Annotated in this window: 15 protein-coding genes; 1 reads left to right on the top strand and 14 read right to left on the bottom strand. The window is 59.7% G+C overall.

Annotation, left to right across the window (positions count from 1 at the left end; all coding sequences use genetic code 11):
* Positions 1-113 precede the first annotated feature (113 nt).
* A complete protein-coding gene (locus tag ACESWY_RS02355) occupies positions 114-1,784 on the bottom strand; it encodes an amidophosphoribosyltransferase (RefSeq protein ID WP_373092677.1) in 1,671 nt (556 codons plus the stop codon).
* Between the two features lie 296 nt (positions 1,785-2,080).
* On the opposite strand from ACESWY_RS02355, the gene ACESWY_RS02360 reads away from it, so the two are divergent.
* Complete coding sequence (locus ACESWY_RS02360; protein WP_148331752.1) at positions 2,081-3,310, top strand: putative ABC transporter permease; 1,230 nt, start codon at positions 2,081-2,083, stop codon at positions 3,308-3,310.
* A 106-nt stretch (positions 3,311-3,416) separates the two neighbouring features.
* Here ACESWY_RS02360 and ACESWY_RS02365 read toward each other — a convergent pair whose 3' ends face one another.
* From ACESWY_RS02365 to ACESWY_RS02425, 13 genes are all read right to left on the bottom strand, one after another.
* Entirely contained in the window at positions 3,417-3,833 is a 417-nt protein-coding gene (locus ACESWY_RS02365; RefSeq protein ID WP_373202137.1) for a molybdenum cofactor biosynthesis protein MoaE, read from the bottom strand.
* A 55-nt stretch (positions 3,834-3,888) separates the two neighbouring features.
* Positions 3,889-4,887 (bottom strand): class B sortase, encoded by a 999-nt coding sequence (locus ACESWY_RS02370; RefSeq protein WP_373092672.1) that lies wholly within the window; start codon positions 4,885-4,887, stop codon positions 3,889-3,891.
* 36 nt (positions 4,888-4,923) lie between these two features.
* Positions 4,924-5,388: a 5-(carboxyamino)imidazole ribonucleotide mutase gene (gene purE, locus ACESWY_RS02375; RefSeq protein WP_006235810.1), complete on the bottom strand. Its 465-nt coding sequence runs from the start codon at positions 5,386-5,388 to the stop codon at positions 4,924-4,926.
* Between the two features lie 289 nt (positions 5,389-5,677).
* The gene (locus ACESWY_RS02380) at positions 5,678-12,109 is read right to left on the bottom strand and encodes a discoidin domain-containing protein (RefSeq protein ID WP_373092669.1); all 6,432 of its coding nucleotides are present in this window, start codon (positions 12,107-12,109) and stop codon (positions 5,678-5,680) included.
* A gap of 771 nt (positions 12,110-12,880) precedes the next feature.
* Positions 12,881-13,231 carry a type II toxin-antitoxin system RelE family toxin gene (locus tag ACESWY_RS02385; RefSeq protein ID WP_138374290.1) on the bottom strand — a complete coding sequence of 117 codons (351 nt, stop codon included), beginning with the start codon at positions 13,229-13,231 and terminating at the stop codon, positions 12,881-12,883.
* Entirely contained in the window at positions 13,228-13,548 is a 321-nt protein-coding gene (locus tag ACESWY_RS02390) for a type II toxin-antitoxin system prevent-host-death family antitoxin (RefSeq protein WP_138374289.1), read from the bottom strand. Before ACESWY_RS02390 ends, ACESWY_RS02385 begins: the two co-directional genes overlap by 4 nt.
* Before the next feature lie 234 nt (positions 13,549-13,782).
* Entirely contained in the window at positions 13,783-14,967 is a 1,185-nt protein-coding gene (locus ACESWY_RS02395; protein ID WP_347494078.1) for an ATP-binding protein, read from the bottom strand.
* A gap of 294 nt (positions 14,968-15,261) precedes the next feature.
* Positions 15,262-15,516 carry an LPXTG cell wall anchor domain-containing protein gene (locus ACESWY_RS02400; protein ID WP_373092666.1) on the bottom strand — a complete coding sequence of 85 codons (255 nt, stop codon included), beginning with the start codon at positions 15,514-15,516 and terminating at the stop codon, positions 15,262-15,264.
* Between the two features lie 125 nt (positions 15,517-15,641).
* Positions 15,642-18,956: a carbamoyl-phosphate synthase large subunit gene (carB, locus tag ACESWY_RS02405; RefSeq protein WP_373092664.1), complete on the bottom strand. Its 3,315-nt coding sequence runs from the start codon at positions 18,954-18,956 to the stop codon at positions 15,642-15,644.
* 1 nt (position 18,957) lies between these two features.
* The gene (carA, locus tag ACESWY_RS02410) at positions 18,958-20,397 is read right to left on the bottom strand and encodes a glutamine-hydrolyzing carbamoyl-phosphate synthase small subunit (RefSeq protein WP_373092661.1); all 1,440 of its coding nucleotides are present in this window, start codon (positions 20,395-20,397) and stop codon (positions 18,958-18,960) included.
* Between the two features lie 207 nt (positions 20,398-20,604).
* The gene (locus ACESWY_RS02415; RefSeq protein ID WP_006235822.1) at positions 20,605-21,570 is read right to left on the bottom strand and encodes a hypothetical protein; all 966 of its coding nucleotides are present in this window, start codon (positions 21,568-21,570) and stop codon (positions 20,605-20,607) included.
* 19 nt (positions 21,571-21,589) lie between these two features.
* Positions 21,590-23,362: an ABC transporter ATP-binding protein gene (locus tag ACESWY_RS02420; protein WP_138374284.1), complete on the bottom strand. Its 1,773-nt coding sequence runs from the start codon at positions 23,360-23,362 to the stop codon at positions 21,590-21,592.
* A gap of 82 nt (positions 23,363-23,444) precedes the next feature.
* A complete protein-coding gene (locus tag ACESWY_RS02425) occupies positions 23,445-24,140 on the bottom strand; it encodes an NUDIX domain-containing protein (protein WP_271737271.1) in 696 nt (231 codons plus the stop codon).
* Between the last annotated feature and the right edge of the window lie 13 nt (positions 24,141-24,153).

Genomic DNA, 24,153 nt, shown 5'->3' on the forward strand with positions numbered 1-24,153 from the left:
ACGGTGCTCATAGTTGCGTTCATTTCGGCGCGCGCCATAACAACGCGCGCCGTCATATCAACAAAACAGCAGGTAAAACCTACCAAAATAAACCTGTCCCTTTTTGGCAGGTTTTAGGCCTCGCCGTGTTCCTCTTCCCAGCTGCGATCGTCGTATTTCTCGACCACGGCGTCGTCATCAAAGTGCAGCGGCTTGTCCAGGTTGCGGGGCTTAAAGCCCTCCATGAACTTGTCGCGGCCAAAGCTCTCGGGAATCGCCACGGGGTAGCGGCCGGTAAAGCACGCATCGCAGTAACCGCCCTTGGGCATGACCTTAAGCAGGCCCTCGACCGAAAGGAAGGCCAGCGAATCGGCGCCGATATACTCGCAAATCTCGTCGACCGTCTTGTTGGCGCTGATAAGCTGCGACTGCACGTCGGTATCGATGCCGTAGAAGCACGGCCAGATGACCTCGGGCGAGTTGATGCGGATATGAATCTCCTTGGCGCCGGCGTTGCGCAGCATCTTGACGAGCTGCACCATGGTGGTGCCGCGCACGATGGAGTCGTCGATGACGACCAGGCGCTTGCCCTCGATGTTGTCACGCAGCGGGTTGAGCTTCATACGCACGCCCATGGCACGCAGCTCCTGCGTAGGCTCGATAAACGTACGGCCCACATAGCGGTTCTTGATGAGGCCCTCGCCAAAGGGAATGCCACTCTCGTGCGAATAGCCCTCCGCGGGCGGCAGGCCGGAGTCGGGCACGCCGATGACCAGGTCGGCCTCGACGGGCTCCTCATGTGCCAGCTGACGACCCATGTCATAACGGCAGGCGTAGACGCTCTTGCCGTTCATGATGGAATCGGGGCGAGCAAAGTAGACCTGCTCAAAAATGCAGTTAGCAGGCTCTTCGGCGGCAGGCACGCCCTGCTCGGACACAAGGCCCTCGGCGCTGATGCGCAAAATCTCACCGGGACGGACGTCGCGGACGTACTCGGCGCCCACGATATCGAGCGCGCAGGTCTCGGAGGCAACGACCCAGCCGCCGGCGCGCGTGACATGGGTGGTGGCGTCGACCGTCGCGGCGCCGTCCTGCGACGGCAGCTGCGAAACGGCTGCGGCATCGGCCTGGTCCAGGCCCTCATCCACCAGCTTGCCCAGCACGAGCGGGCGAATGCCGTGCGGATCGCGGAATGCGTAGAGCGCCTGCTCGTTGATGAGCGTCATGGCGTAGCCGCCGCGCACGAGCTCCATGGTCTTGCGAATGCCCTCGCGCAGATGGCCAGTACGCTGAGTAAAGTAGCCGATGAGTTTGGTCGCGACCTCGGAATCCGAGTTGGAGAGGAACGGTACGCCCAGCTCGATCAGCTGGCGACGCAGCTCGTCGGTGTTGACGAGGGTGCCGTTGTGCGCGAGCGCGATAATGACGCTATTGATGGTAGAGAGGTGCGGCTGAGAGGCTTCCCAGCTCTTGGCGCCGGCGGTGCCGTAGCGCACATGACCCACGGCCAGCTGACCGGAGAGCGTCGACAAGTCGGCATTGGAGAACACGCGGTCGAGCAGGCCCAGATCCTTGCGGACCATAACCGTACCGCCGTCACCAACGGCGATTCCCGCCGATTCTTGGCCGCGATGCTGCAGTGCACGCAGGCCAAAGTACGTCAGTCGAGCCACGTCGCGATCGGGCGCCCAGACACCAAAAACGCCGCATTCCTCATGCAGCTGGTCAGAGTCCGGATCATACGTCGACATGGCGTTCACCTGTCCCGCGGCACGCTCGGCCGCGCGGATGGTTTCTTGAGACATGGCATCCCCTCAGAGCCTCGTATTTTGGCGTTACCCGCCTTATTATACGCACGGCGCGACGCGCTCCCCCGCGCATGAGCAGCGCTTTTTAAAAGCCCACCGAGCTTATTATCCGTTTTGCGACCAAACATTTTATTGGGTAGTCCACTCTCAGGGGCAACGGCCTCGAAGACTTCCCGTGCGCCGTGTCTCGCCCGCGCTAGGGGCTACATTGTTGCAATTGGGACGTTCGTCCTGTCTTTTAGCTGGTCGTCGGCGTATCCTTGTAGGCTACTACAAGACGAGAAAGGTAGCGTATGGATCGAAATCAACTCGACCCCAGTGTCCCCAGCACCACGGAGGCCAAGAAGATCCCCCTTATCATCAAGGTCTACGCAGTCCTGTGCACCCTATCTGGCGTGGGCACGCTCCCGTCAGTCGCCGTCTTTATGTGGCAGGTCATCACCGCACTCATTAACGGCAACGTCGCCGCTAAGCTCGGTGATAACACCCTAGTCGCGGTTGGCCTTATCGTCGCCGGCATTATGCTCTCGGCGGCAAGCGCGATCATCTTGATCGTCTTTGGCCTGGACCTCATCAAGGACCAGCGGCGCAATGCCGCCCGCCTGTCTTACGTCCTCATCGCATTTACCGTCGTGGAGCTTTTAGTTGACGTGATGCTCCAGGGCATCGGACCCTTCCTGCTGCGCCCCGCCGTCCAGCTTGTCATCCTCATTGCGCTGTCGGCCACCGTCGACCCCACGCTACGCCAGGAGCGCGAACTGCAGCGCCGTCTGCAAGAGATGCTCGACCGCGATGCCGCCGCCGAGGGGATGCTCGGCCGCGACGAAACCGGCGAGGGCTACATCAAGCTCAACTACTTCAACCTGTTCTGGGTATTCTTCGTCTGCAGCGTGTTAGGTCTCATTCTCGAGGAAGTCTGGCATATGGTCGTCGTCGATCCCGGCGTCTATCAGGACCGTGCCGGGATGCTATTTGGCCCCTTTAGCCCCATCTACGGATTTGGCGCGGTGCTCATGACCATGGCGCTCAACCGCTTCTATAAAAAGAATCCTCTGATCATTTTCCTGGTAAGTGCCCTGATCGGCGGCGCTTTCGAGGTGTTTGTAGGCTGGTTTATGCAGACCTCATTTGGCGTGGTGTCGTGGAGCTATTCACACATTAGGCTATTCGGCATGCCCGATCCCATCGCGGTATTGACCGGGGGACGCACATGCACGCCGTTTGCCTGCATGTGGGGCCTGGGTGGCCTCATCTGGATCAAGGTCTTGCTGCCGCGCCTGCTTAAGCTCATCAATATGATTCCATGGAAACGCCGCTACTCTGCTACCGTCATCCTGACCGCCGTCATGTTGATCGACGGCGTCATGACGTTGCAATCGCTCGACTATTGGTATCAGCGCGTCAACGGAACCGTTCGAAATATTCCCGTCGCACAGTTCTATGACAAGCATTTCGATAACGAATATATGGAGAACCGTTTTCAGAGTATGACCATGAGCCCCAAGGACGCCACACGCGTGTAGCAAACGCCAGAGCAAAATAGCTCCAACACATCAAAGCCCGCTGGCAGATCTACATGAACTGCCGGCGGGCTTTCGCTATAGACAGACTCGGATTGCCGACGAGGCCTTACGCCTCGCGCTCGACCTCGCTCACGCACTCGTTCTTGATGGTGCCGACGAGCGACTGCAGCGCATCGACCACATGCGGGCGAATGTCTCCGCCAATGAGCACGAGCATGATGTCGTCGCCCACGGTAAGCTCGCCGCTCGCCAGCCACACGCGCACATAGCCGATACCCGGCATCGTGCGCGTCGCCTCGATAGCGGCCTGCACCTTATCGGCATCGAAGCCAAACACCATGCCGCCTACCTTATGTCCAGGCGCCACACCATCTGTCTCGACCCCACGCACCTCGGACTTAGGCGTCGCACGCACCACGCCGTTGTGTGTCAGGTACATCCCGCAATCAGCCGCCGAAACATCGGCCTTGGCTTCGCGCAGCCAAGCATCAACCGAAGGCATCGATTTGCCGCTTTCAAGCATCATTTCTCCTTTTGATTTCCAGGGTAGTCTTTTTGGGACAGGGCTCCCGGACACTTTATTCCTCGACCGGCGTGAGCACCATGACTGCGCGCGTATTGCTAAATGACAGCGAACGGCAGGTCACAAGCGTTACGACCTTGGTTGCCGAAGCGGCGCGATCAGTGGCATCGCTCGCCACGGCAGAGGCACCGTCGAGCATCTCGGACAAGTAATTCTTCAGTCCGTCATCGCCCTCAAAGTTGGGCGTGCGCGCCTTGGCATACGTGTCCTCGACCACCTTGGTCGCCAGCGGACGCAGCTTATACGTCGCATCGCGTGTGATGTAATACACGTACTCGATGCTATCGAACGTCGCTTGGTCGGTGGTGTCCGAAATCACGTTGAACATCGACCCATCGTTCATATGGTGGCCGTAGATCGTGGTCTGCTGATCCACCATGCCCGGCGCGGTGTCGTCGCTATCCAGGAAAATGGCCCCAGATGCATTGGCCGTACCGTCAAACAGCGTGTTGAGGTATTTGGAGTTGTTGTTGGTCTGCACGACGGGATAGTTGATGTTGGTGCCGGGCGCATAAATCCAACCCACAACCTCGGGATTCGTCTGGGCAAGTGCATCAAAGTCGATAATCGGCACGCCGCTGGCGTCCTTGTCGCTCACATATTGTTTTTCGATCTTTTGATACGACTCGCTCGCCTGCTTGTAGCCAATCTGCGCGTTGATAAAGATAGCGGCCGCAGCAACGATCAGGCCAATACCGATGATGATGAGCAGAATGGGAATGACGGAGCGGCGATTTTTGCGCGGCGGCTCGGTATAGCTCGATGGCGCGGCATGCGCCGAAGAGCGAGGTGACTTCTTGGCCGTACTGTATGACGAAGGGCGATATGCAGCAGGTGTATCCTGACGGCGATGCTTCGCCGGCGTCACGGGGCGCGGCGCACGTGACTGCTGAGGAGAGGATGTCCGACCCTGCTGCGGCGCGCGGGCTGCTCCCGACTTGGCTGGATCGGGAATCCGAGAAGCCGAAAAACGCTTTCCCTGATAGTCGGACATGGCTCTCCTTATGCTGCAAATGGACTGGCAGAGCGCTTAGGCGTCAGCCATCTCCTGCTTCATCTTCTCGATAACCTTGCGGTACTCGGGGTCGCATGCGCCCAGAATCTGCGTGGCGTAAATGGCAGCGTTCTTGGCACCGTTGATGGCCACACAGGCAACGGGCACGCCCGAAGGCATCTGAACCATCGACAGCAGTGAGTCCATACCACCCAGATCGCTCGTCTTCATAGGCACGCCGATAACCGGCAGCGGCGTAAACGCAGCCACGACACCGCCCAGGTGAGCAGCCTTGCCAGCGGCAGCGATAATCACCTTGATACCGCGGTCGGCAGCAGTCGAGGCCCACTCATGGACCTTCGCCGGCGTGCGGTGCGCGCTTGCAATGACGAGCTCATAGGGCACGCCCAGCGCCTCGAGCTCGGCGGTGCAACCTTCCATAACGCCCAGATCGGACTTGGAGCCCATGATGATCCCGACAACCGGCTTCTGATCTGCCATAAACAAAGACCTCCTGTTGAGAGCGGTGACGCGGCGGATCCGCGACCCTTAACTACTGAGAGTAGTATAGCCGCTCCCGTCCCTGCGGTCTGCGTGGTGCTTTGCGGACGGGGCAGGCTTTATCTTCACTCCGGTTGCTTCGCAAAGTCGTTCAGATAAAGCCTGGCCCGCCCGCAAAGCACCCCTCGACCTACCGGGGATTGCCATGACGTACGTTAGCTGAAATAAAAAAGCGTGCCCACCGTCCTTGGGTGGGACGGCGGGCACGTTTGCTTAGTTGTCGCTGGGACTACTCAGCCTTATTGCGACGGTGGAAGAAGGCACCGATCGCAGCGATGATGGCTCCAAGGCCACCGACAGTCGCGACAGTTGCCGCCGTTTGATCGCCAGTAACGGGGATCGCCGAACCGTTCTTCTTGCCGCCCTGGGCCTTGTCGCCTGCGGGCTTGCCCGCCTGGCCGCCGCCGTTCGAGCCGTTGCCGGAACCCTGGTTGCCCGAGCCGCCGGTGTTGCCCGAGCCGCCCTGGTTGCCGGAGTCGGCATCCTTAAGGCCCTCAATGGCCAGTTTGAGCTGGTCATAGGCCGCCTGGAGCTGGGCGTCGGAAGCATTCTCATCACCCAAGACATCCTCGGCGTAGGTAATGGCATCCGTCAGGGCCTTGACAGACTCGGCCGTCTTTCCCTTGGTGTCAGTCTCCTTCGCCTGCTTGACCAGGGCCTTGAGTTGCTTCTTGGTCGGGTTCTCGACCGGGGTCACCGGGGTCTTCTCGAGCGCGTCACGGGCATCCTCGAGCGCCTTGAGTGCCTGGTCGACCTCGTCCTGCGTGGCGTTCTCGTCGCTCAGGATGGCGCGGGCGCTCGCCAAGGCGTTCTGGAACGCGGTCCAGGAAGCCTCGGTGTAGTCACTGGCCTTAAGGTCGCCGGCTGCAACCTCGGCATCAACCTTTTCAATCGCGGCAGTGAGGTCGTCCTTCGCCACCGGATCGGGAACGGCCGCACCGTAGAACTTGAGTTCCGCCATGCTGCAGTAGGCGTCAACGCTGCCACCGCCGGCGTGGAGCACCTTGACGGTCACGTAGCGACCGCGCGCGGCACCAAAGCTCATCTGCTTCCAGTCGCCACGGTCGGTGAGCACGCGGCCGTCGTTGTCGAAGGTAAACGTACCCATCGACGCGGCGGTGCCCATCTCATAACCGTCGGCGGTGTCGGAGACCAGCACCTCGGCCTCAAAGATATCGCCGTTCGTGCCGCCGTCCTGGCGCGGCAGGAACGTGACGTCGGTGAGATCGTAGTCGCGGCCCAGGTCGACGGTCAGGTGCTGGGGCATACCGGCCTTATAAGCATAGTCGCTGTGCCAGAGCGTCTGCTCATCGCCGTCAAGAGCGTTGACGGCGTTGCTGCCCTCATAGTCGGCCTCGCTCGAGAAGCCGGTCACCTTGACGTTCTCGCGGTTCTCGGGCGTGTTGATGAGCTTCTTCTCATCAACGGGGCGCATCTTGAGGCCGTCGATTGCCTTTTCGATCTTGGTCGTAGCGTCTGCGACATCCTTCTTGCTATAGCTGCCCTGGCCGCCGTCGAGAAGCTTCTGAGCCGCCTCGACCGCAGCGGTGAGAGCTGCATAAGAATCCTTGGTGTAGACGGACTCGCTGTAGCCCGCGGCCTTGGAAAGCGCCGCCATGAGCGCAGAGGTGTCGACACCAGCCTTGACCTCGACCTCATAGGATGCGGTCTTGGAGGGGTCGAGCACTGACGCCACCGTGATCGTTGCCTTGCCGGCCTTGTTGGCACGCAAGTAGTAGTTCACGCTATCGCCGGCCTGAACAGCGGAGACGCTCACCACAGAGGAGTCGGAGCTCTCGACCGTCACATAGGGGTAGCCGGCGCTCTCGGGCGTGGCCTTAGCGTCGACGAGCGTAACGTCGCCCTCAAAGAACTCGGTCTGGTTCTTGCCCAGCTCGATACCCTCGATGGCCTCGACACCCTGCGTGTAGTTGAAGTTGATCTCGCGCAGTGTGAGCATCTGGTCACCCGATGCCTCAAGCGGCGTGATCTCGACCTTAGTCGCCTTCTTGCCCTTGTTCTCGGCAGAGAGGCCAAAGGCGTAGCGAGCCTGGAAGGAATCGTACTCCCCACCCGCGAACTCCTGGGTCGAGCCATCCTCGAACGTCACGACGGCCTTGATCTTCTGCACGGTGCCGTTACCGCCGTCGCGGTTGATGACCTCAACGGCATCGAGCTTCGATGGTGTCTTAAAGGCAAATGTCATCGTGGCGGGAAGCTTCACGTAACTCGGAAGCTTGCCCTCGCTGTCCCAGTTGCCGCTCCAGTTCCACAGGAACTCAAAGCCGTTGTCGCCCTCATCGTTATCGAACAGCGCGTTATAGCTCTTCTGCTGAATAAGCTTCTCGACGTTGGAACCGTCGTCGGTCGTGAGCTCGTCGTTGGTCATCGTGATGTTGAAGGCATCCTGACCGTACTCGGCAACCGTGGGCTGCGGAACGTCCGGCATCGTCACGGTACCGTCACTCGTAAACTCGAGCGCATCGCACGCCGGACCGATGAGCCAAGACGTCGAGGGCAGTTCAACCTTGCCGGCCGTCCTGGCCTTGAGTTTGAAGCTCGCCACCGCGCCAGTGCCGTTGTAGAGCTTGCCGTCACCGCGGTTGGCAAAGGCGAGATTGATGGTCTGTGTGCCGTCCGCGAACTGGACCTTCTCGCGCGACAGGTTCTCCATGCCGGCGGTCGAACCATCCTGCGAGATGCTCTCGGACACAAACTCAAACTGGTCACTCTTAAAGTTGACGAGCGCGCCCAGGGCGTTGACGTTCTTGGCGTCGGCCGCATAGACATCGACGGTGATCTCATCGCCGGCATCGACCTCGGTCTTGCTCGGAATCACCGCGAGCTTGCCGGCGACCTTGCCTTTCTGCTTGGTGCCGCCATCAAGCCCCGCCATGGTAAACGAGTAGTCGTAGACATCATAGACCCCGTTGCCGTTGAGATCGGCAAAGTGGTCGCGAATCTGCGAGTCGAACGTCGAGGTATCGGGCTCGCGGTTCTCGAGACCCAGATAATTCTTCATGTTGGAATAGTCGCCATCGGAGATCGTTGCCTTGTTGAGGTTGGAACCCACAGCAAAGCCATCCGTACCATCGGCCTTGTAGATGGCGATCTCGGACGCGGAGAAGAAGTTACCAACCGAAGCGAGCGGCGTCATACGCACGTAGCGTGCGGCCACGGCGCCGTCGAACGTCACCGTTTTGCAGGCGGCGGAGCGCTCCCAATCGACCTCCTGGCTCGTCCAATGGACACCGTCGAGACTCGTCTCGATGCGCATCTTGGTCACAGTGCCGTTGCCGGCGTCGGTACGCGGATAGTACTCGAGCTTGTCGAGCTTGTAGGCGCGGCCGTAGTCGACGGTGAGCGCCTTGCCCAGGTCGTTGCCGCCGGAGTGGAAGCCGCCGTCGCTCGTCTGGAACTCATGGTCGAAGGCGAGATCGGCCTTATGGCTGCCGTAGATCGAGCCCTCCCAGGTGATCTTCTCGGCCTCGGGCACGTTCCGCCATGGGTCGAGTGCGGAGTTCGCCGCGAGCACATCGCTCCAACGGGAGTAGCCCTCGGCGTTGCGCGAACGGATCTGGTAGGTGTGCTTGCTATTGTAGGCAAGATCGGTATGCGTGAATTCCGCTGCATCGCCCACGGCGAACACGGTGCCATCGACCTTAAGGTCGTAGGAGGTAGCACCATCGACCTTTCCCCAGGTGAGCTTAATGCTCGTGGGGGTCGTGGCGTCCTCGGGGGCAGCAAGGTTCGCGGGTGCGGAGAGGTTCTCGTTGAGGCGGTCGGCCGCGAGCGTGGCGTCGGCGTTCACGAAACCGCCCAGCTCGAGCGTCTGCTCCGCTGCAGCGACATCGGTCTTCGCAAACTTGACGTAGACCTTGGGGTTCGTGGTGATCTTAGTGTCGTTGAAGCTCTCGCCCTTCTCGGCCTCGGTGCCGTCCGCATCGCTGCCGTAGTGGTTGAGGTTGGGGCTTTCGTTGTAGAAGTAGACCGCTTGGCCAGCCTCGGGGGTCGCGGCGTCGAAAGCCTCCTGTGAGTCGACCTCGGTCACGTTGAGCGCAGTGCCGCCATTCTTGGCGATGACGCTCGCAGGCTTGGCGGACACGTTGGCCACGAAGGTCGTGGTGCGGTTGGAGTCGTAGCCGTTGTAGCCACCCTGCGAAGCCTCGGCGGTAAAGGTGGCGGTGCCGCCCGTGGCCTTGGAGCTGTAGACGGTGCTCACGTGCTCGCCGTAGGAGATGTTGTCGATCGTGCCGTAGGCATCGTCCTCGGTCGTGTTGTTCTGGATGGAGGAGCCGTCGTCCTCGTACTGCGTAAAGGTGCCGTCACCCTCGGTGGCGAAGAACTCGACGATACGCTGGCTGCGATCGGTGCCCTTGGTGTTAGTCTCGGTCACGGCCTCGGGGTTGTTGTTCTCGGCATACATCGGCACGATGGCGTTGGCCTTTACAAAGAGCGGCAACTTCCAAAGCGGAGCATCGTAGTTGTTGAGGACCTGGCCGCCGCGGTACTGCTTACCCGAGAAGTAGTCAATCCAGATGGTGGGATTCTCGTCGGTGCCGTAGTTGGGAAGGTAGATACCATTGCGAACGTCGTTGCCGTTCTCATCTGCCTGGGTATCCTGATACACCGGTGCCACCAGGAAGTTCTCACCGAACATGTACTGATACTGCGTCGAGGTGCTTGCGGCGTACTCGGAGTTGTCGGAGAGCAGCATGGCGCGGATCATGGGCAGGCCGGTATCGCCGTTGCCCGTGTCGATGTTGGCCGCCGAGGCCGCGCTCGTGTAGATATAGGGCATGAGTTGCGCCTTGAGCTTGAGGTAAAAGCGCGAAATGCCCGTGTAGGGATCGCCGTGCGTCATGGGCGACTTGCGGTAGGTGCCCCAGCCGTCCATGTCGAGCATAGAGGGCGTGAACGTCTTCCACTGGTAGTCGCGCGCGGAGATGATGGGGCTGCCACCAAAGATGCCGTCCATATCGGAGCCGATGTTGGGGTTGCCCGAGAGGCTCTGACCGATATACGTGGGGATGTGGAAGCGGATGTACTCCCAGTTGCCGCCGTACTGATCGCCGGTCCAGATGCCGCCAAAGCGCTGCGTGCCGGCCCAACCGTCAAGCGTGATGATGTTGGGGCGCTTGTTGGCGCCGGTCGTCACCGTATCGTAGGCCGTCTTGATGCCGTTGAGGCCAAAGGAGTAGCCAGAGCCCACCCAAGCGACGTCGGTCTTGAGGGTGGTAATGCCGCCCGTCTTGACCTCGGCGTCGAAATCGCGAAGCAAATGCCACGGGGTCTCGGAGTTGCTGTCAGGCTCCAGGTTAGACTGGGTCCACAGACCCGTGCTCACACCCTTGGAGTTAGCATACTCGGTAAACTTCTTAAGGTTGTCGACGTTGGCACGCACGGCGTTGAGGCGCTCGGCTGAACTCGTTCCGTCGGAGTTGACGCCGCCGGTCTTGTAATAACCGTTCTGGCCATAGCCGGCACCGTATCCGTCGTTCGGCAGGAACCAGCCGAGCGGCATGTCGTTGTCCTCGTAGTCATCGATAACCCGCTGGGCGGAGAATTGGCGGTCGAAATCGGTCGCCTTCATGTTCTCGGTATCGACCGTGGGGCCCTCACCGTTGAGCGTCTCGGCCGCAAGCGTGCCGTCGAGCTTGTAGCCCGTCGCCATGCCAGACTCGTACTTAACGTCGCCCTCCTTGCTCGAGGACTTGCTGCCCTTGGTCTCCCACTTCTTCTGACCCGAGGTCGTTGACCAGCCATCACGGTTATAGGCATTCAGATGACCCAGGTAGAAACCGTACTCGGGCAGCAGTACCGGATTACCGGTCACCTTGTAGTAGTCCTGCAGCATCTCGGTCGCCACGTTCGAGGCGCCCTCATTGGTCGCCACGAAGTAGTAGGCGTCGAACTCATTCTCGCTGTGCGAAGTCGTGACTGTTGATGCGTCCGTGGAACCGAAGTCGTAGGAACCCTCTGCAAACGTGTTTCGGAGCACGCCGTAACCGTCACTCGTCCAGTAGAACGGGTTGGGCGAAGCAACGCCGCCATCGGTCCAGTTGTTGGTGTTGGAGATGGCGATAGTCTGGTTGGTGTGCAGGAAGCGGCCGTTCTGAGTACCGCCGCCAAAGAAGTTCTCGGACTTCTCCTTGGCGAGCGTCTGTACGGTGCCCTTCTTATCAAGGTCGAGGGACGCGGACTCGGAGACCACGACACGGTCGCCCGACTTGATGCTCATCTTGCCAGTCGCCTTGTCCAGGATCACGGTCGCCTTTCCACCGCTGATCTCGATAGTGTTGCCCTTGTCGGCAACCGTCGCACTCGGCTTGCTGTAGGTGTCCGAGGCATCGGGCTGGGCCTGGATCTTAGCCGTGTGGGACTTACTGCGCGGCGTTGCGTACTCGGAAAACTCACCCTTGGGATCAACGTTGTAACGGAAAATACCGTCCTCGAGGAACGTAATGCGGCCCTTGATGCCGCCGGCGAAATCGATGTCAACGACGTTCGAGGCAGACTGAGACACGGTCGCCGATTCGACGCCCTTGAGTGGCGTGGCAACCGCCTGCTGGGGACTGGCGAACACGAGCGTCGCTGCCGTGGCAACGAGGACTGCGCTTCCCTTCACCCATCGTTTCGTAAAAATGGAATTCCTACGCACCTGGACTCCTTCCCTCCGACATGCGGAAGTGTCGCGGACGCGCGCCCCGCAGCATGGGCGAACGCATCAAACGGGGGGGGTGTTCGGTACATTCCGTACAATTGGCCCACCCGTTACCAAGGGGTCAACTGGTAGTAACCAGATAGCCACCTATAAGGTTGAACCAGCATACGTGAGCAGTTGCGCAAATTAAGTTTGGAATTCTCCCAGCGGTATAAAAATGAACGTAGATGGCGAAGTGGGTCTAATCAACCATACCAATTGGTTCTCCAGCCAGATACCACTTAAGCATAGTTTTACTGTTTAACTGGTATTACATAACCAATACCTTTCCTCGGAAAACGGGCTTCGCGAATTATCCTGAGGGAAAGTCGTAGCCGCCACCCCGCGACCCACCGGGAATATCCATGACGCACGGTGGCTGATTTGATTTGAAATAGGAGGTTGTTGGAGGGTGGACAGTTAGTTCAGATACGTATATTTTGGCGGTGCTAATTGGCGCTAACAAACTGGTTTTAAGTCGCTTTAGATCTAATAATAGGTCTTTCTCGCTATTGCCCGCGCGGCCTTGTCGGTCCAGACTATCAAAAATAGCTCAATTGTGCCCAAATTGGCCTCCACACGTCCTCTGAAAAATACGTATCTGAACTAACTGTCCAAGAGGAATGTCCACAGATAGAAAAAGGCTCTGGCGGACCTCCGAATCACCAGAGCCTTTCAAAACTCGCACACCTGAAGCACATCGCTGCATTCCTGTTTTCGCCCATGAAGTTAGAGAGCCTCTTCCGCCCACTTCTCGAAATCAATCGCACGCCTTTGGGCGGTTCGGTACGCTTCCATGTCTTCACGAGCGCCTACCACTACGATGGCCATTTTTCCTTTGATTTTAATGAGGCGGTACACAATCCGAATGCCACTTCCCCTGAGCTTGATTTTCATGAAGCCCGTCAAATCCGTGCCTGCCTTGTTTCCAAGAGGCTTGCCGAATCCGCCTTCGTTCTGCGGCAATGGGTTCGTTCTGATTCTTTCTATAGCCTTAAACACGTGTTTTCGCTGGGAACCATCGAGACGCTTGAGATCCTTGAGAGTATCCGGGTAGAAAGCGACTTCGTACCCGCTCATTCAAACTCGACCTCATCCATCTGATCGAGTTCGTCCTGGCCCACACCCAACTCTGCCATAACATCAGATAGGGAAACGAGTTCATCATCGCTTGTCGCAGCCGTCCTCTTAAGGGCCAACGTCAACAAGGCGAGGTCCTCCTCCGCCTGCTTAGCCTCTCGGTATTCATCGGGCGTCACGATAACGAACGCCGGCTTGTTGTGTTTCAAAACTACAACCGGGTTGTCGTTGCTCACTCTCGAAAACGCAGCGGGACCCTTACCGTGACTGAAATCGCTGATGGGAACAAGATTGTCGAGCATCTTTAAAGCAGGCATCGAGACCTCCAAATATAAAGTCTTTTATGCATTCATTTTAGCATGCAGAAAATACCAGCAATCACGGAATAGTGGCACGGACGAGGCATCGCTTTCCACCAACCGTTGATCATCGACCGAGCAAAATGTCCCGCCAAGAGATCGAGCGAGGATTCCGTCCCTCGAAGAGGGCCGTATTGGCCTCCTCGCGGGACGGAATCCTCGCTCGTTCGTTCCAGCCCGCGTCATCGCGTGCTAGACGGCCAGCTCGCCTGATTCACCCATAAGCCATCGTGCCAGGTCGACGACCTTGATGCCATCCCAATCAGTCGTTTCGTGCCCTGTTCGGGCGATGACGCACTTGGGATAGGCGTCTCGAATCCGTCGCAGCGGATCAAGCTCACGCTCAAGCGTCGCTTCTTGGGAAATGTCGTCACTCACCTGGATATAGACACGGCGGTCACGCCTGATGGCGACAAAGTCTACTTCCTTTTGGTAGAGAACGCCCACGTAGACTTCCCATCCGCGGCGCATAAGCTCGATTGCCACCATATTCTCGTAAACATGGCCAAAATCGAGCTTTTTCGTACCAAGCGCGGCGTAGCGAAACGAGTGGTCGGCCAGGTAGTATTTATCTCCCGTCGACAGGTATTTCTTTCCTGAGACGTCAAAGCGACGAAACCGGTAGAACGCAAACGCATCACACAGGTAGTCGATATACACAGCCAGCGTCTTGTCGCTTATCTTAAGGTTCGCTCGTGACAGCTCAGCCGCCATCCCCTTGAGAGAAGAGATGTTTCCGACGTTATCCATCAGGAACTCGCAGGAACGTTTAAGCTGCTCCGCATTACGTATACGATATTTTTGTCTGATGTCGCGCAGGATAAGAGTTTCAAGCACATCCGAGATGTATGAGAAACGCATCCTTTCGTCCTGGTAGATATAGGAACCCGGCATTCCTCCCTCGCGGACATAGCGAGCAAGGGCCTCGGCTGGAGAAGTGATCTCGTGATACGCCGAGAACTCCGCAAGTGAAAACGGAAAGACCTCGATCTCCACCGTTCTTCCCGTGAACAACGTCGAGAGGTCGCTTGAGAGAAGAAAGGCATTCGACCCCGTGATGTAAATGTCATATTTCTCTGACGCATGAAGACTGTTGATAGCCCGCTCGAACCCTTCACACATCTGGACCTCGTCGATCATGACGATATTCCGGCAACCCTCGATATAATGCTTTTCCACATATGTATGCAGCGCATGGTATTCCGCCAACGGCTCGAACTCAAGTAGATTGAAGTTGACGTGTATGACGTTGGCCGAGGGGTCGTTTGAACGAAGTTGGCTGGCAAACGCCTCAAGCAATTTCGATTTTCCGCATCGCCTGATTCCGGTAATCACCTTGATGTCTGGCGAACCCGCCACCTTGGAGAGCTTATCCATATAGAACGGTCGATTAATAAGTCTCATGGCAATCCACTTCGCAAAATTAAGATTAACTGAAAAACGCGAAGTACAATATATCATCTACTTCGCGTTTTTGAGAAATCCTAGATTTCGCGTAATTATATTCGCCAAGCTATCGCAAACCCGACACGGGTGAGATCTCCGCCTGATTGACCCTGCGCAGCAGTCCGAAGCGAAAGACGCGAGTCCTCAGACCGCTCCGGTAAAGTGAGGGCCGCGACGGTTACCGCGGCCCTCTTGGGAAACGTGTGCGATTGTCAATCGCTCGCGCTAGTCTTCCTTGCGGCGGAAACGAGCAAGGAAGACTCCGATTGCGGCGATCGCGGCACCCAGGCCGCCGATCGCGGCGACGGTCGCCACCGTTTGATCACCGGTGCTCGCAAGTGAGTTAGCGGACTTGCCACCCTGAGCCTTGTCACCAGCGGGCTTTCCCGCCTGGGCGCCATCGTTCGAACCGCCGGATGTCTGCCCACCGTTGCCGGAACCCTGATTGCCACCGGACGCACAAAGCCCCTTCGGCAGCACACGGTGCAGCTAAGTCACCGCAGGCCGGGGCGGGAGGGGCCGAGTTTCCTCCTGAGCGACTCTGCTTGCAGCCGGAGCGAAAGGGGGAAATCTCGGCCCCTCCCGCCCCGGCCGGACAGGTCACACTACACCGTGTGCTGCGGCAGGTCCTGCAGGGCGATGACGTCCATGCCCATGTCGTTGGCACTGCCGTGACCCTGCTGGTCCTCGCGCACGGCCTCGATGGCACTCACATACGTGTTGGCCGCGGACATCGCCGTCACGCAGGTCACGCCGCGACGCACGGCCTCGGTACGTAGCAGGTAGCCATCGCCACGCGAGCCCGGACCGTACGGCGTATTGACGATCACCGCGATCTTGCCATCGGCGATCAGGTCACCGATGTTGGGACGCTCGCCGTCGTGCGGGCCGCTAATCTTCTCCACGACCTCGCAGGTCACGTTGCCGCCGCGCAGCACGCGCGCCGTGCCCTCGGTGGAGCAGATATCAAAGCCCAGGTAGCGCAGGATACGCGCGACCGAAAGGATGTGGCGCTTGTCACGGTCGCACACGCTGATGAACACCTTGCCGGCGCTCGGGTCGGGCAGCTTGTAGTCAATCGCCAGCTGCGTCTTGGCGTATGCCTCGGGATAGCTCTTAGCGATACCCATGACCTCGCCCGTCGACTTCATCTCGGGCCCCAGGATAACGTCAGCGCCCGGGAAACGACCCCAGGGCATAACGGCTTCCTTCATGCAGAACCAGTCCAGCTGGCGCTCGTCGCTCGGCAGGCCCAGGCTCGCGATGGAATCGCCTGCCATGATACGCGCCGCGCACTTGGCCAGCGGCACGCCGGTGGCCTTGGAGATAAACGGCACGGTGCGGCTCGCGCGCGGGTTTGCCTCGATCACGTAGACGGTCTCGCCCTTGATGGCATACTGCACATTGACCAGGCCGCGTACGCCCAGCGCCATCGCGATGCGGCGCGTGGTCTCGCGAAGCTTTGCCTGCAGGCTCTCGCTAAAGCTGAACGGCGGGATGCAGGTCGCAGAGTCGCCGGAGTGAATACCGGCCTCCTCGATATGCTCCAGAATGCCGCCGATGTAGACCTCTTCGCCATCGCACAGGGCGTCGACATCGGACTCAATCGCACCCTCCAAGAAGCGGTCCAGATACACCGGGTAGTCGGGGCTAATGCGCGCGGCCTCGGCCATGTAATCGCGCAGATGCTCGGCATCGTAGGCGATCATCATGCCGCGGCCGCCCAGCACGTAGCTCGGACGCACCAGCAGCGGGTAGCCGATATGCGCGGCCACGGCCTCGGCCTCCTCAAACGAGGTTGCCTGGCCCGCCGGCGGATACATAATGCCCAGCTTGTCGAGCAGGGCGGCAAAGCGCTCGCGGTCCTCGGCAAAGTCGATGGCATCGGGCTTGGTGCCCATGATGTTCACGCCGCTTTCCTCGAGCATGCGCGCCAGCTTAAGCGGGGTCTGGCCGCCGAGCGTCACCACGACGCCGTCGGGGCGCTCAACATCGATAACGTCCATGACGTCCTCGTAGGTGAGCGGCTCAAAGTAAAGGCGGTCGGACGTGTCGTAGTCGGTCGAAACGGTCTCGGGGTTGCAGTTGACCATGATGGTCTCGAAGCCGCGGGCCGCCAGCGCGTAGCTCGCGTGCACGCAGCAGTAATCGAACTCGATACCCTGGCCAATTCGGTTGGGGCCGGCGCCTAGGATCATCGCCTTGGGCTTGTCCGCCGGCGTGGTCTCGTCGGGAGCCACGCACTTCTTGGCATCCGGGCTCGTGCGGTAGATGTTCTCGTACGTCTTGTAATGGTACTCCGTGGCACTCGAGAACTCCGCAGCGCAGGTATCGACCGTCTTCATGCTGGGAACCACGCCCAGACCCTTGCGATAGGCGCGCACAAAGCGCTCGTCCGAGCCGGTCAGCGCGGCGATCTCGGCGTCGCTCGTACCGTACTGCTTGAGCAGGCGCATCGCGTCGGCGTCGATATCCTCCACACGCAGGCCGCGGATGCTCTCCTGGACCTGCACCATATCGTTGATACGGTTGAGGTACCACGGATCGATACCGCAGATGGCATGGATGCGAACGATGTCCCAGCCACGGCGCAGGGCCTCGACCACAAAGAAGATGCGATGCTCGGTCGGGGTTGCCACGGCCTGAGCAAGCTCGTCGTCGCTCATCTTATCGGCACCCTCTTTGCCACCGGCGCAAATGCCCTGGTGGCCGTCCTCCAGCGAGCGCATGGCCTTGCCAAAGGCCTCCTCAAAGGTGCGGCCGATCGCCATGATCTCGCCCACGGCCTTCATGCGCGTGGTGAGCGTGGGGTCGGTACCCTTGAACTTCTCGAAGGCAAAGCGCGGCACCTTGACAACGCAGTAGTCAATCGTGGGCTCAAAGCAGGCAGGCGTTGCCTTGGTAATGTCGTTGACGATCTCGTCGAGCGTGTAGCCCACAGCCAGGCGCGCGGCGGCCTTAGCGATGGGGAAACCCGTGGCCTTGGAGGCCAGCGCGGACGAACGGCTCACGCGCGGGTTCATCTCGATGACGATCAAGCGACCGGTGCTGGGGTTCACGGCAAACTGCACGTTGGAGCCACCGGTCTCGACGCCGATCTTCTCCAGAATGGCGAGCGAGGCCACGCGCATGCGCTGATACTCCAGGTCGGAGAGGGTTTGCGCCGGCGCCACGGTGATGGAGTCGCCGGTATGCACACCCATGGGGTCGAGGTTCTCGATGGAGCACACGATGATGCCGTTGCCGGCGTGGTCACGCATGACCTCCATCTCATACTCTTTCCAGCCCTCGATGGACTCCTCAACCAGCACCTCGTGGGCAGGTGAGAGCTCCAGGCCCTGGCTCACGATGGAGACGAGCTCCTCGTGAGTATGCGCGATGCCACCACCGGCGCCGCCGAGGGTAAAGCTCGGACGCAGCACGCAGGGATATCCCACGCGCTCGGCGATGGCCTCGGCGTCTGCCACGCTGTAGGCATAGCCCGAGCGCGCGACCTCCAGGCCGATCTCGGCCATGGCCTCGTTAAAGAGCTTGCGGTCCTCGCCGCGCTCGATGGCGGCCAGGTCGCAGCCGATCATCTCGACGCCGTACTTGTCGAGCGTACCGTCCTTTGCCAGCTCGACGGCGGCGTTCAGACCGGTCTGGCCGCCCAGCGTGGGCAGCAGCGCGTCCGGGTGCTCTTTCTTGATTACGCGCTCGATAAATTCGGCGGTGATGGGCTCGACATAGGTGCGGTCGGCAAGACCCGGGTCGGTCATGATGGTCGCCGGGTTGGAGTTGACCAGGATGACCTCAAAGCCATCCTCCTTGAGCACCTTGCAGGCCTGGGCGCCGGAGTAGTCAAACTCGCAGGCCTGGCCGATAACGATGGGGCCCGAGCCAATGACGAGGATGCGCTTGATGTCAGTACGTTTAGGCATGTTAGTTCTCCTCGGTCTCAGTCGCGGCGGTCTCGGCAAAGTTCCAGCCGGCAAGGCGGTCCTTCGCGGTGTCGATGTCCAGGTAGTTCTCCTCGCCGTCCATGAGTCGCGTAAAGGCGGTAAAGAGATAGTGGGCATCGGTGGGGCCAGGCGAGGCCTCGGGGTGGTACTGGACCGAGAAGCACGGGGCGTCGAGCAGCTGGATGCCCTCGGCGGTGCCGTCGTTGAGGTTCACGTGCGTCAGGCGAATGCGGCCAAAGCGCTCGTTCATCACGACCGGCGCGATTCCGCGGCGCACCCAGACGCGCAGATCTCCATCGGCCGCATGCTCGGTCTCGCCGCCGGAAAGCTCGGGGACAAGCTTGCCCAAGCTGGGGAACAGCAGGCCAAAGCCATGGTTTTGTGCGGTGATCTCCACGCGACGGCTTACCAGGTTCATGACCGGCTGGTTGCCACCGCGGTGACCGAACTTAAGCTTTTCCATCTGGGCGCCGCAGGCCAGGCTGATCATCTGATGGCCCAGGCAAATGCCAAAGACCGGCACCTTGCCGATCAGCTGCTGCACCTGCTCGTAGGTCTCCACCACGGCGTCGGGGTCGCCGGGGCCATTGGACAAAAAGACGCCGTCGGGATTCATGTCGAGCACCTCGCTCGCGGGCGTGTTCCACGGCACGACGGTAAGGTCGCAGCCGGCGCGGACCAGCCCTTCCAGAATGCCGCGCTTCACACCGCAGTCGTAGGCGACCACTTTGTGACGGGCAGGAGCGGCAGCCGAAAGCGCAAAGCCATGCGTGGCAGGCAGGTCGGCGGCCACAAACTCATGAGGCGCGGGGCAACTTACGGTCTTGACCAGGTTCTCGCCTACCAGCGTAGGCGCTGCGGCCAGACGCTCGGCAAGCTCGTCGACGTCGAAGATCTCGGTCGAGATAATGCCCATCTTGGAACCATTGTCGCGCAGATGGCGCACCAGAGCGCGGGTGTCGACGCCCTCGATAGCAACGATGCCGTGTGCGCGCAGGTACTCCGGCACGCTGACGGCCGAGCGCCAGTTAGAAGGCGTGGCGCACATGTCGCGAACGATCATGCCGCGCATGGCCGGAGCGCTCGCAGGGCGCACGGCGTCGCCGGGGAAGGCCGACTGGACGTCGGTCTCGTCGATACCGTAGTTGCCGATCTGCGGATAGGTCATGGTTACGATTTGGCCGGCATAACTCGGGTCGGTCATGACCTCAAAGTAGCCCTCGAGCGAGGTGTTGAAGCAGACTTCGCCGGTCGCGGTGCCCTCGGCGCCGCATGCACGTCCATAAAAAATGGTCCCATCCTCAAGATACAGGATGCAGGGACCGCAGGTGCCCTTGCTGGTTTTGGCCAGCATGCGCTGGCAAAGCTCGCTGGGCGCGAAGGTGCGGGCGGCAGCGCCCGCGGTATGGTTGTTCGCCATAATTCTCCTTCCCGGTCTCACAGGACCGGCTTAAAGGTGTGTAGTTAGGCCTCGCGGTATTGTAACCGCAAGCATGCCTCATGGCGTTAATTTCATCGAAATGTTTACGAAATGATAATTATGACTTTCTATGCATAATGATTTCTCTGGGACGGGGATTAAAAAATCATCCCGCGGGGCTTGTGGCTCACGCGGGATGATGGCCTCTTATTTTTTCTTGTCCTGCTCCAGCAGTTCGGACGGTGTGCGATCGGGCTTGCCGCCGCGGAAAATCTCGCGGCCATGCAGACGATGTTCCAGGTCACGCTCGGCCTTTTCCTCGTCAATCTTGGTCTGGCTCACCACCGGGTCCTCAATCAACGACGACACCGAGTTCACCTGCTTCTGAATGCGCTCGGCGATGGTGTCATCCATACTCACGATGCGCATCTTCCAGTCGATACTCGTGGCGTTGGATGAGCTCTTGGTCCACACGAACGTCAAAATGGCGCTCTGGTGGCCCCGCGCGGGGAACATGCCAAAGAAGGAATCGTGCTGAATGTTGCTATCCTCGTCGATATAGGCGTGAACGTTATACACCACGCGGTCGATCTTGTCGTTGAGCAGCGCGTTGGTCGCAAGCGCCGCGGCCTGGATCTGCCCGTTGGACAGCAGCTCGAGCTCGTTGGCAGACGATGTGTCCAACACCGTCACCTCGACCGTGCCCGTACGCTCATCGGCTTCATCGACGGTAAAGTCGAGCGGGAACTGCGTAAAGCCGTTGCCCCACTCGAGTCCACCCTTGAGTGCTGTAGAAACGGTATCAACCGAAACGCTCTCGGACAGGTTGGCGGTATTCAGACGGCGCATCACGCCGTAGCCGATCTGCATGCCCACGATCAGCACCAAAATACCGATGACCACGGCCATCGCGGTCTTCGTAATGGTATGGCTCACCTGCGAGCCCGAAGGATCGTCCTCGGACAGCGGGTCGATATGTTTTGCCTGGCTCGCGCGGTCCTCGCTGCGCAGCTGTGCTAGCGCCGCTTTGTCACCGCGCTTGGCCGCAGCCTCCTTCTCACGCATGCGCTCGGTACGCTTTTTGGCAAGCGTAGGATCCAAGACGCCGGATGCATCGATTTCGGAGAATAACTCCGTCACTTCTTCCGGAGTCAAAGGGTTCTTGTCAGCCATAAACTTCCTGTCATATCAATCAGTCGAGCTCGTGCGCACGCGCACCTTCGAACTGCATTCGATAGTAACGGGCATAGGTGCCGCCACGGGCGAGAAGCTCCTCGTGCGTGCCACGCTCCACAACGCGACCATGCTCAACGGTCGCAATCTCATCGGCATGCTTAATGGTCGAAAGACGGTGGGCGATAATAATCGTGGTGCGGCCGCGTGCCAGCTCTTCGAGTGACTCCTGCACCGCCTCCTCGCTCTCGTTATCCAAAGCACTCGTCGCCTCGTCCAAAATCAGGATCTTGGGGTTCTTGAGAAACACGCGCGCGATGGCAACGCGCTGCTTCTGTCCGCCCGAAAGACGGCTGCCGCGCTCGCCCACCACGGTGTCGTAGCCCTGCGGAAGCGACTCGATAAAGGCATCGATGTTGGCGCGACGGGCGGCCTCGGCGATCTCTTCTGCCGTGGCGCCCGGCTTGCCGTAGGCGATGTTCTCGCCAATCGTACCGTCAAATAGATAGACATCCTGCTGCACCAGGCCGATGGCGCGGCGCAGGCTCTGCTGCGTCACATCGCGCACGTCCTGGCCGTCGATGCTAATGGATCCGGCAGCCACGTCATAAAAGCGCGGCAGCAGCGAACAGGTCGTGGACTTGCCACCGCCCGAAGGGCCAACCAGCGCGATGGTCTGCCCGGGCTTGATGGACAGATTCATATGGTCGATAACGGGACGCTCGTCGGCATAGCCCTCGCCCAGCTCGACATCCTCGTAGTTAAAGCACACGTCGTGATACTCCACGGCGCCGGCAGTCACCTGCAGATCCGTAGCGCCCGGCTTGTCCTGGATATCCGGCGCGGTCGAGAGCACCTCGTCCATACGTTTAAAGCCGGCGATAGCCTTCTGATACGTTTCGGCCGAATTGACGAGCGTCTCGAGCGGCGTGCAGAACAGCGAAATATAGAGTGCAAAGGTCGCCATATCGACCGCCTGCAGCTGTCCCTGGGCGACCAGCCAGCCGCCCAGCAGCACCACGATCACATAGAGCACGCCCGAGAGCAGGCCATACGTCGCGGTATAGACGCCCATGGCGTGATACATGTTCTCCTTGGACGAAAGGTAGCGATCGTTAGAGGCACGGAACTTGGCGCGCTCGGTCTCCTCGTTGGCAAAGCTCTTGACTACGCGCATGCCCGCAAGCGAATCCTGCAGCTGCGCATTGATGCCGCTGATCTTTTTGCGGTTGTCGCTAAAAACCTCGCGCATACGCATGTTCTGCCAAAACATGATGACCGCAAACGCCGCCGTCACCACGGCCATGGCGAGCGCCAGCACCGGGGCAATGGTAAAGAGGATCACAAACGAGCCGATGATCTCGATGCCGCAGATGATGATCCACTCGGGCACGTGGTGCGCCGCCTCGCAGATATCGAACAGGTCGTTGACCACGCGGCTCATCATGTCGCCCGAGCTGTTGCGGTCGAAGTATGCAAAGCTAAAGCGCTCATACTGGTCAAACAGGTCCTCGCGCATTTTGGACTCCATACGCGCGCCCATCACGTGACCCCAATAGCTCACAAAATAGCGGCAGGCGCAGCGGACGGCATACATCAGCACCAAGCCCACCGCGATCATGCCGAGCGCCTGCATAATAGCAGCCTGACCCTGAGTAAACAGCCCACCGGTCAAATTGCGCAGGATAATGGGGAACGCCAGGTCAATGGCGGCAAGCACCAGAGCACAAACAGTATCAGCAACAAAAAGCCCCATCTGGGGCTCGTAATACGAAAGAAACCTCTTAAACATGTGATCCTCAAAGAAATATCAGCAACATAAGGCCCTGGGACAAAGTAATCAGTAGTTCTTGTCCCAGGGCTATTCCCGCTCGTTACAGCTCGGCCCCACCCAAGCGGTGCGCGATGCTATCGCAGGCCAAGGCGCCCACGACGGTCTTGGCGTCTTCGATCTTGCCGTCGAGCACGGCGTCGATCAGCTCGTGCAGCGGCACCAGGTCCACGTTGACAAACTCGTCATCATCGGGGTTGGGCGCATCAAACTCGAGCTTGGTGGCCAAGTAGATGTGGATGATCTCATCGCAAAAACCGCAGGACGTGACAATCGACGTCAAAAAGCGAATACGACCAGCCCTAAAGCCCGTCTCCTCGTGCAGTTCGCGCTTGGCGCAATCGAGCGGGTCCTCGCCTGGATCGAGCTTGCCGGCGGGAATCTCGACCGTCACGCGGTCGATGGCGGTGCGGTACTGACGCACCAGTACGATCTTGCCGCTCTCGGTCAGTGCCACAACGGCCGCCGCACCCGGATGGCGAACGATATCGCGGGCGCTGCGGTGACCGTTGGGCAGCTCAACCTCAAGACGGTGGACGTCAAGGATCTTGCCCTTCCAGGCGCACTCCTCCGAAAGAATCTTCTCGTGCAGCTCGGCATCGTGCGGGTCGTCGTCGCCCAGCACCAGTGCCGGCTCGTCAGCGACCTCGCCACCAGGCTCGCCCTCGGCGTGCCCATACATGCGGCTGTCCTCTTCGACGATCTGCGCGTCCATGAGCTCTTCGTTCTTCTCGTCCATCCGTCTCATTCCT

The sequence above is a fragment of the Collinsella aerofaciens ATCC 25986 genome (assembly GCF_964237925.1).
In the GTDB taxonomy this organism is placed as follows: Bacteria; Actinomycetota; Coriobacteriia; order Coriobacteriales; family Coriobacteriaceae; genus Collinsella; species Collinsella aerofaciens_BJ.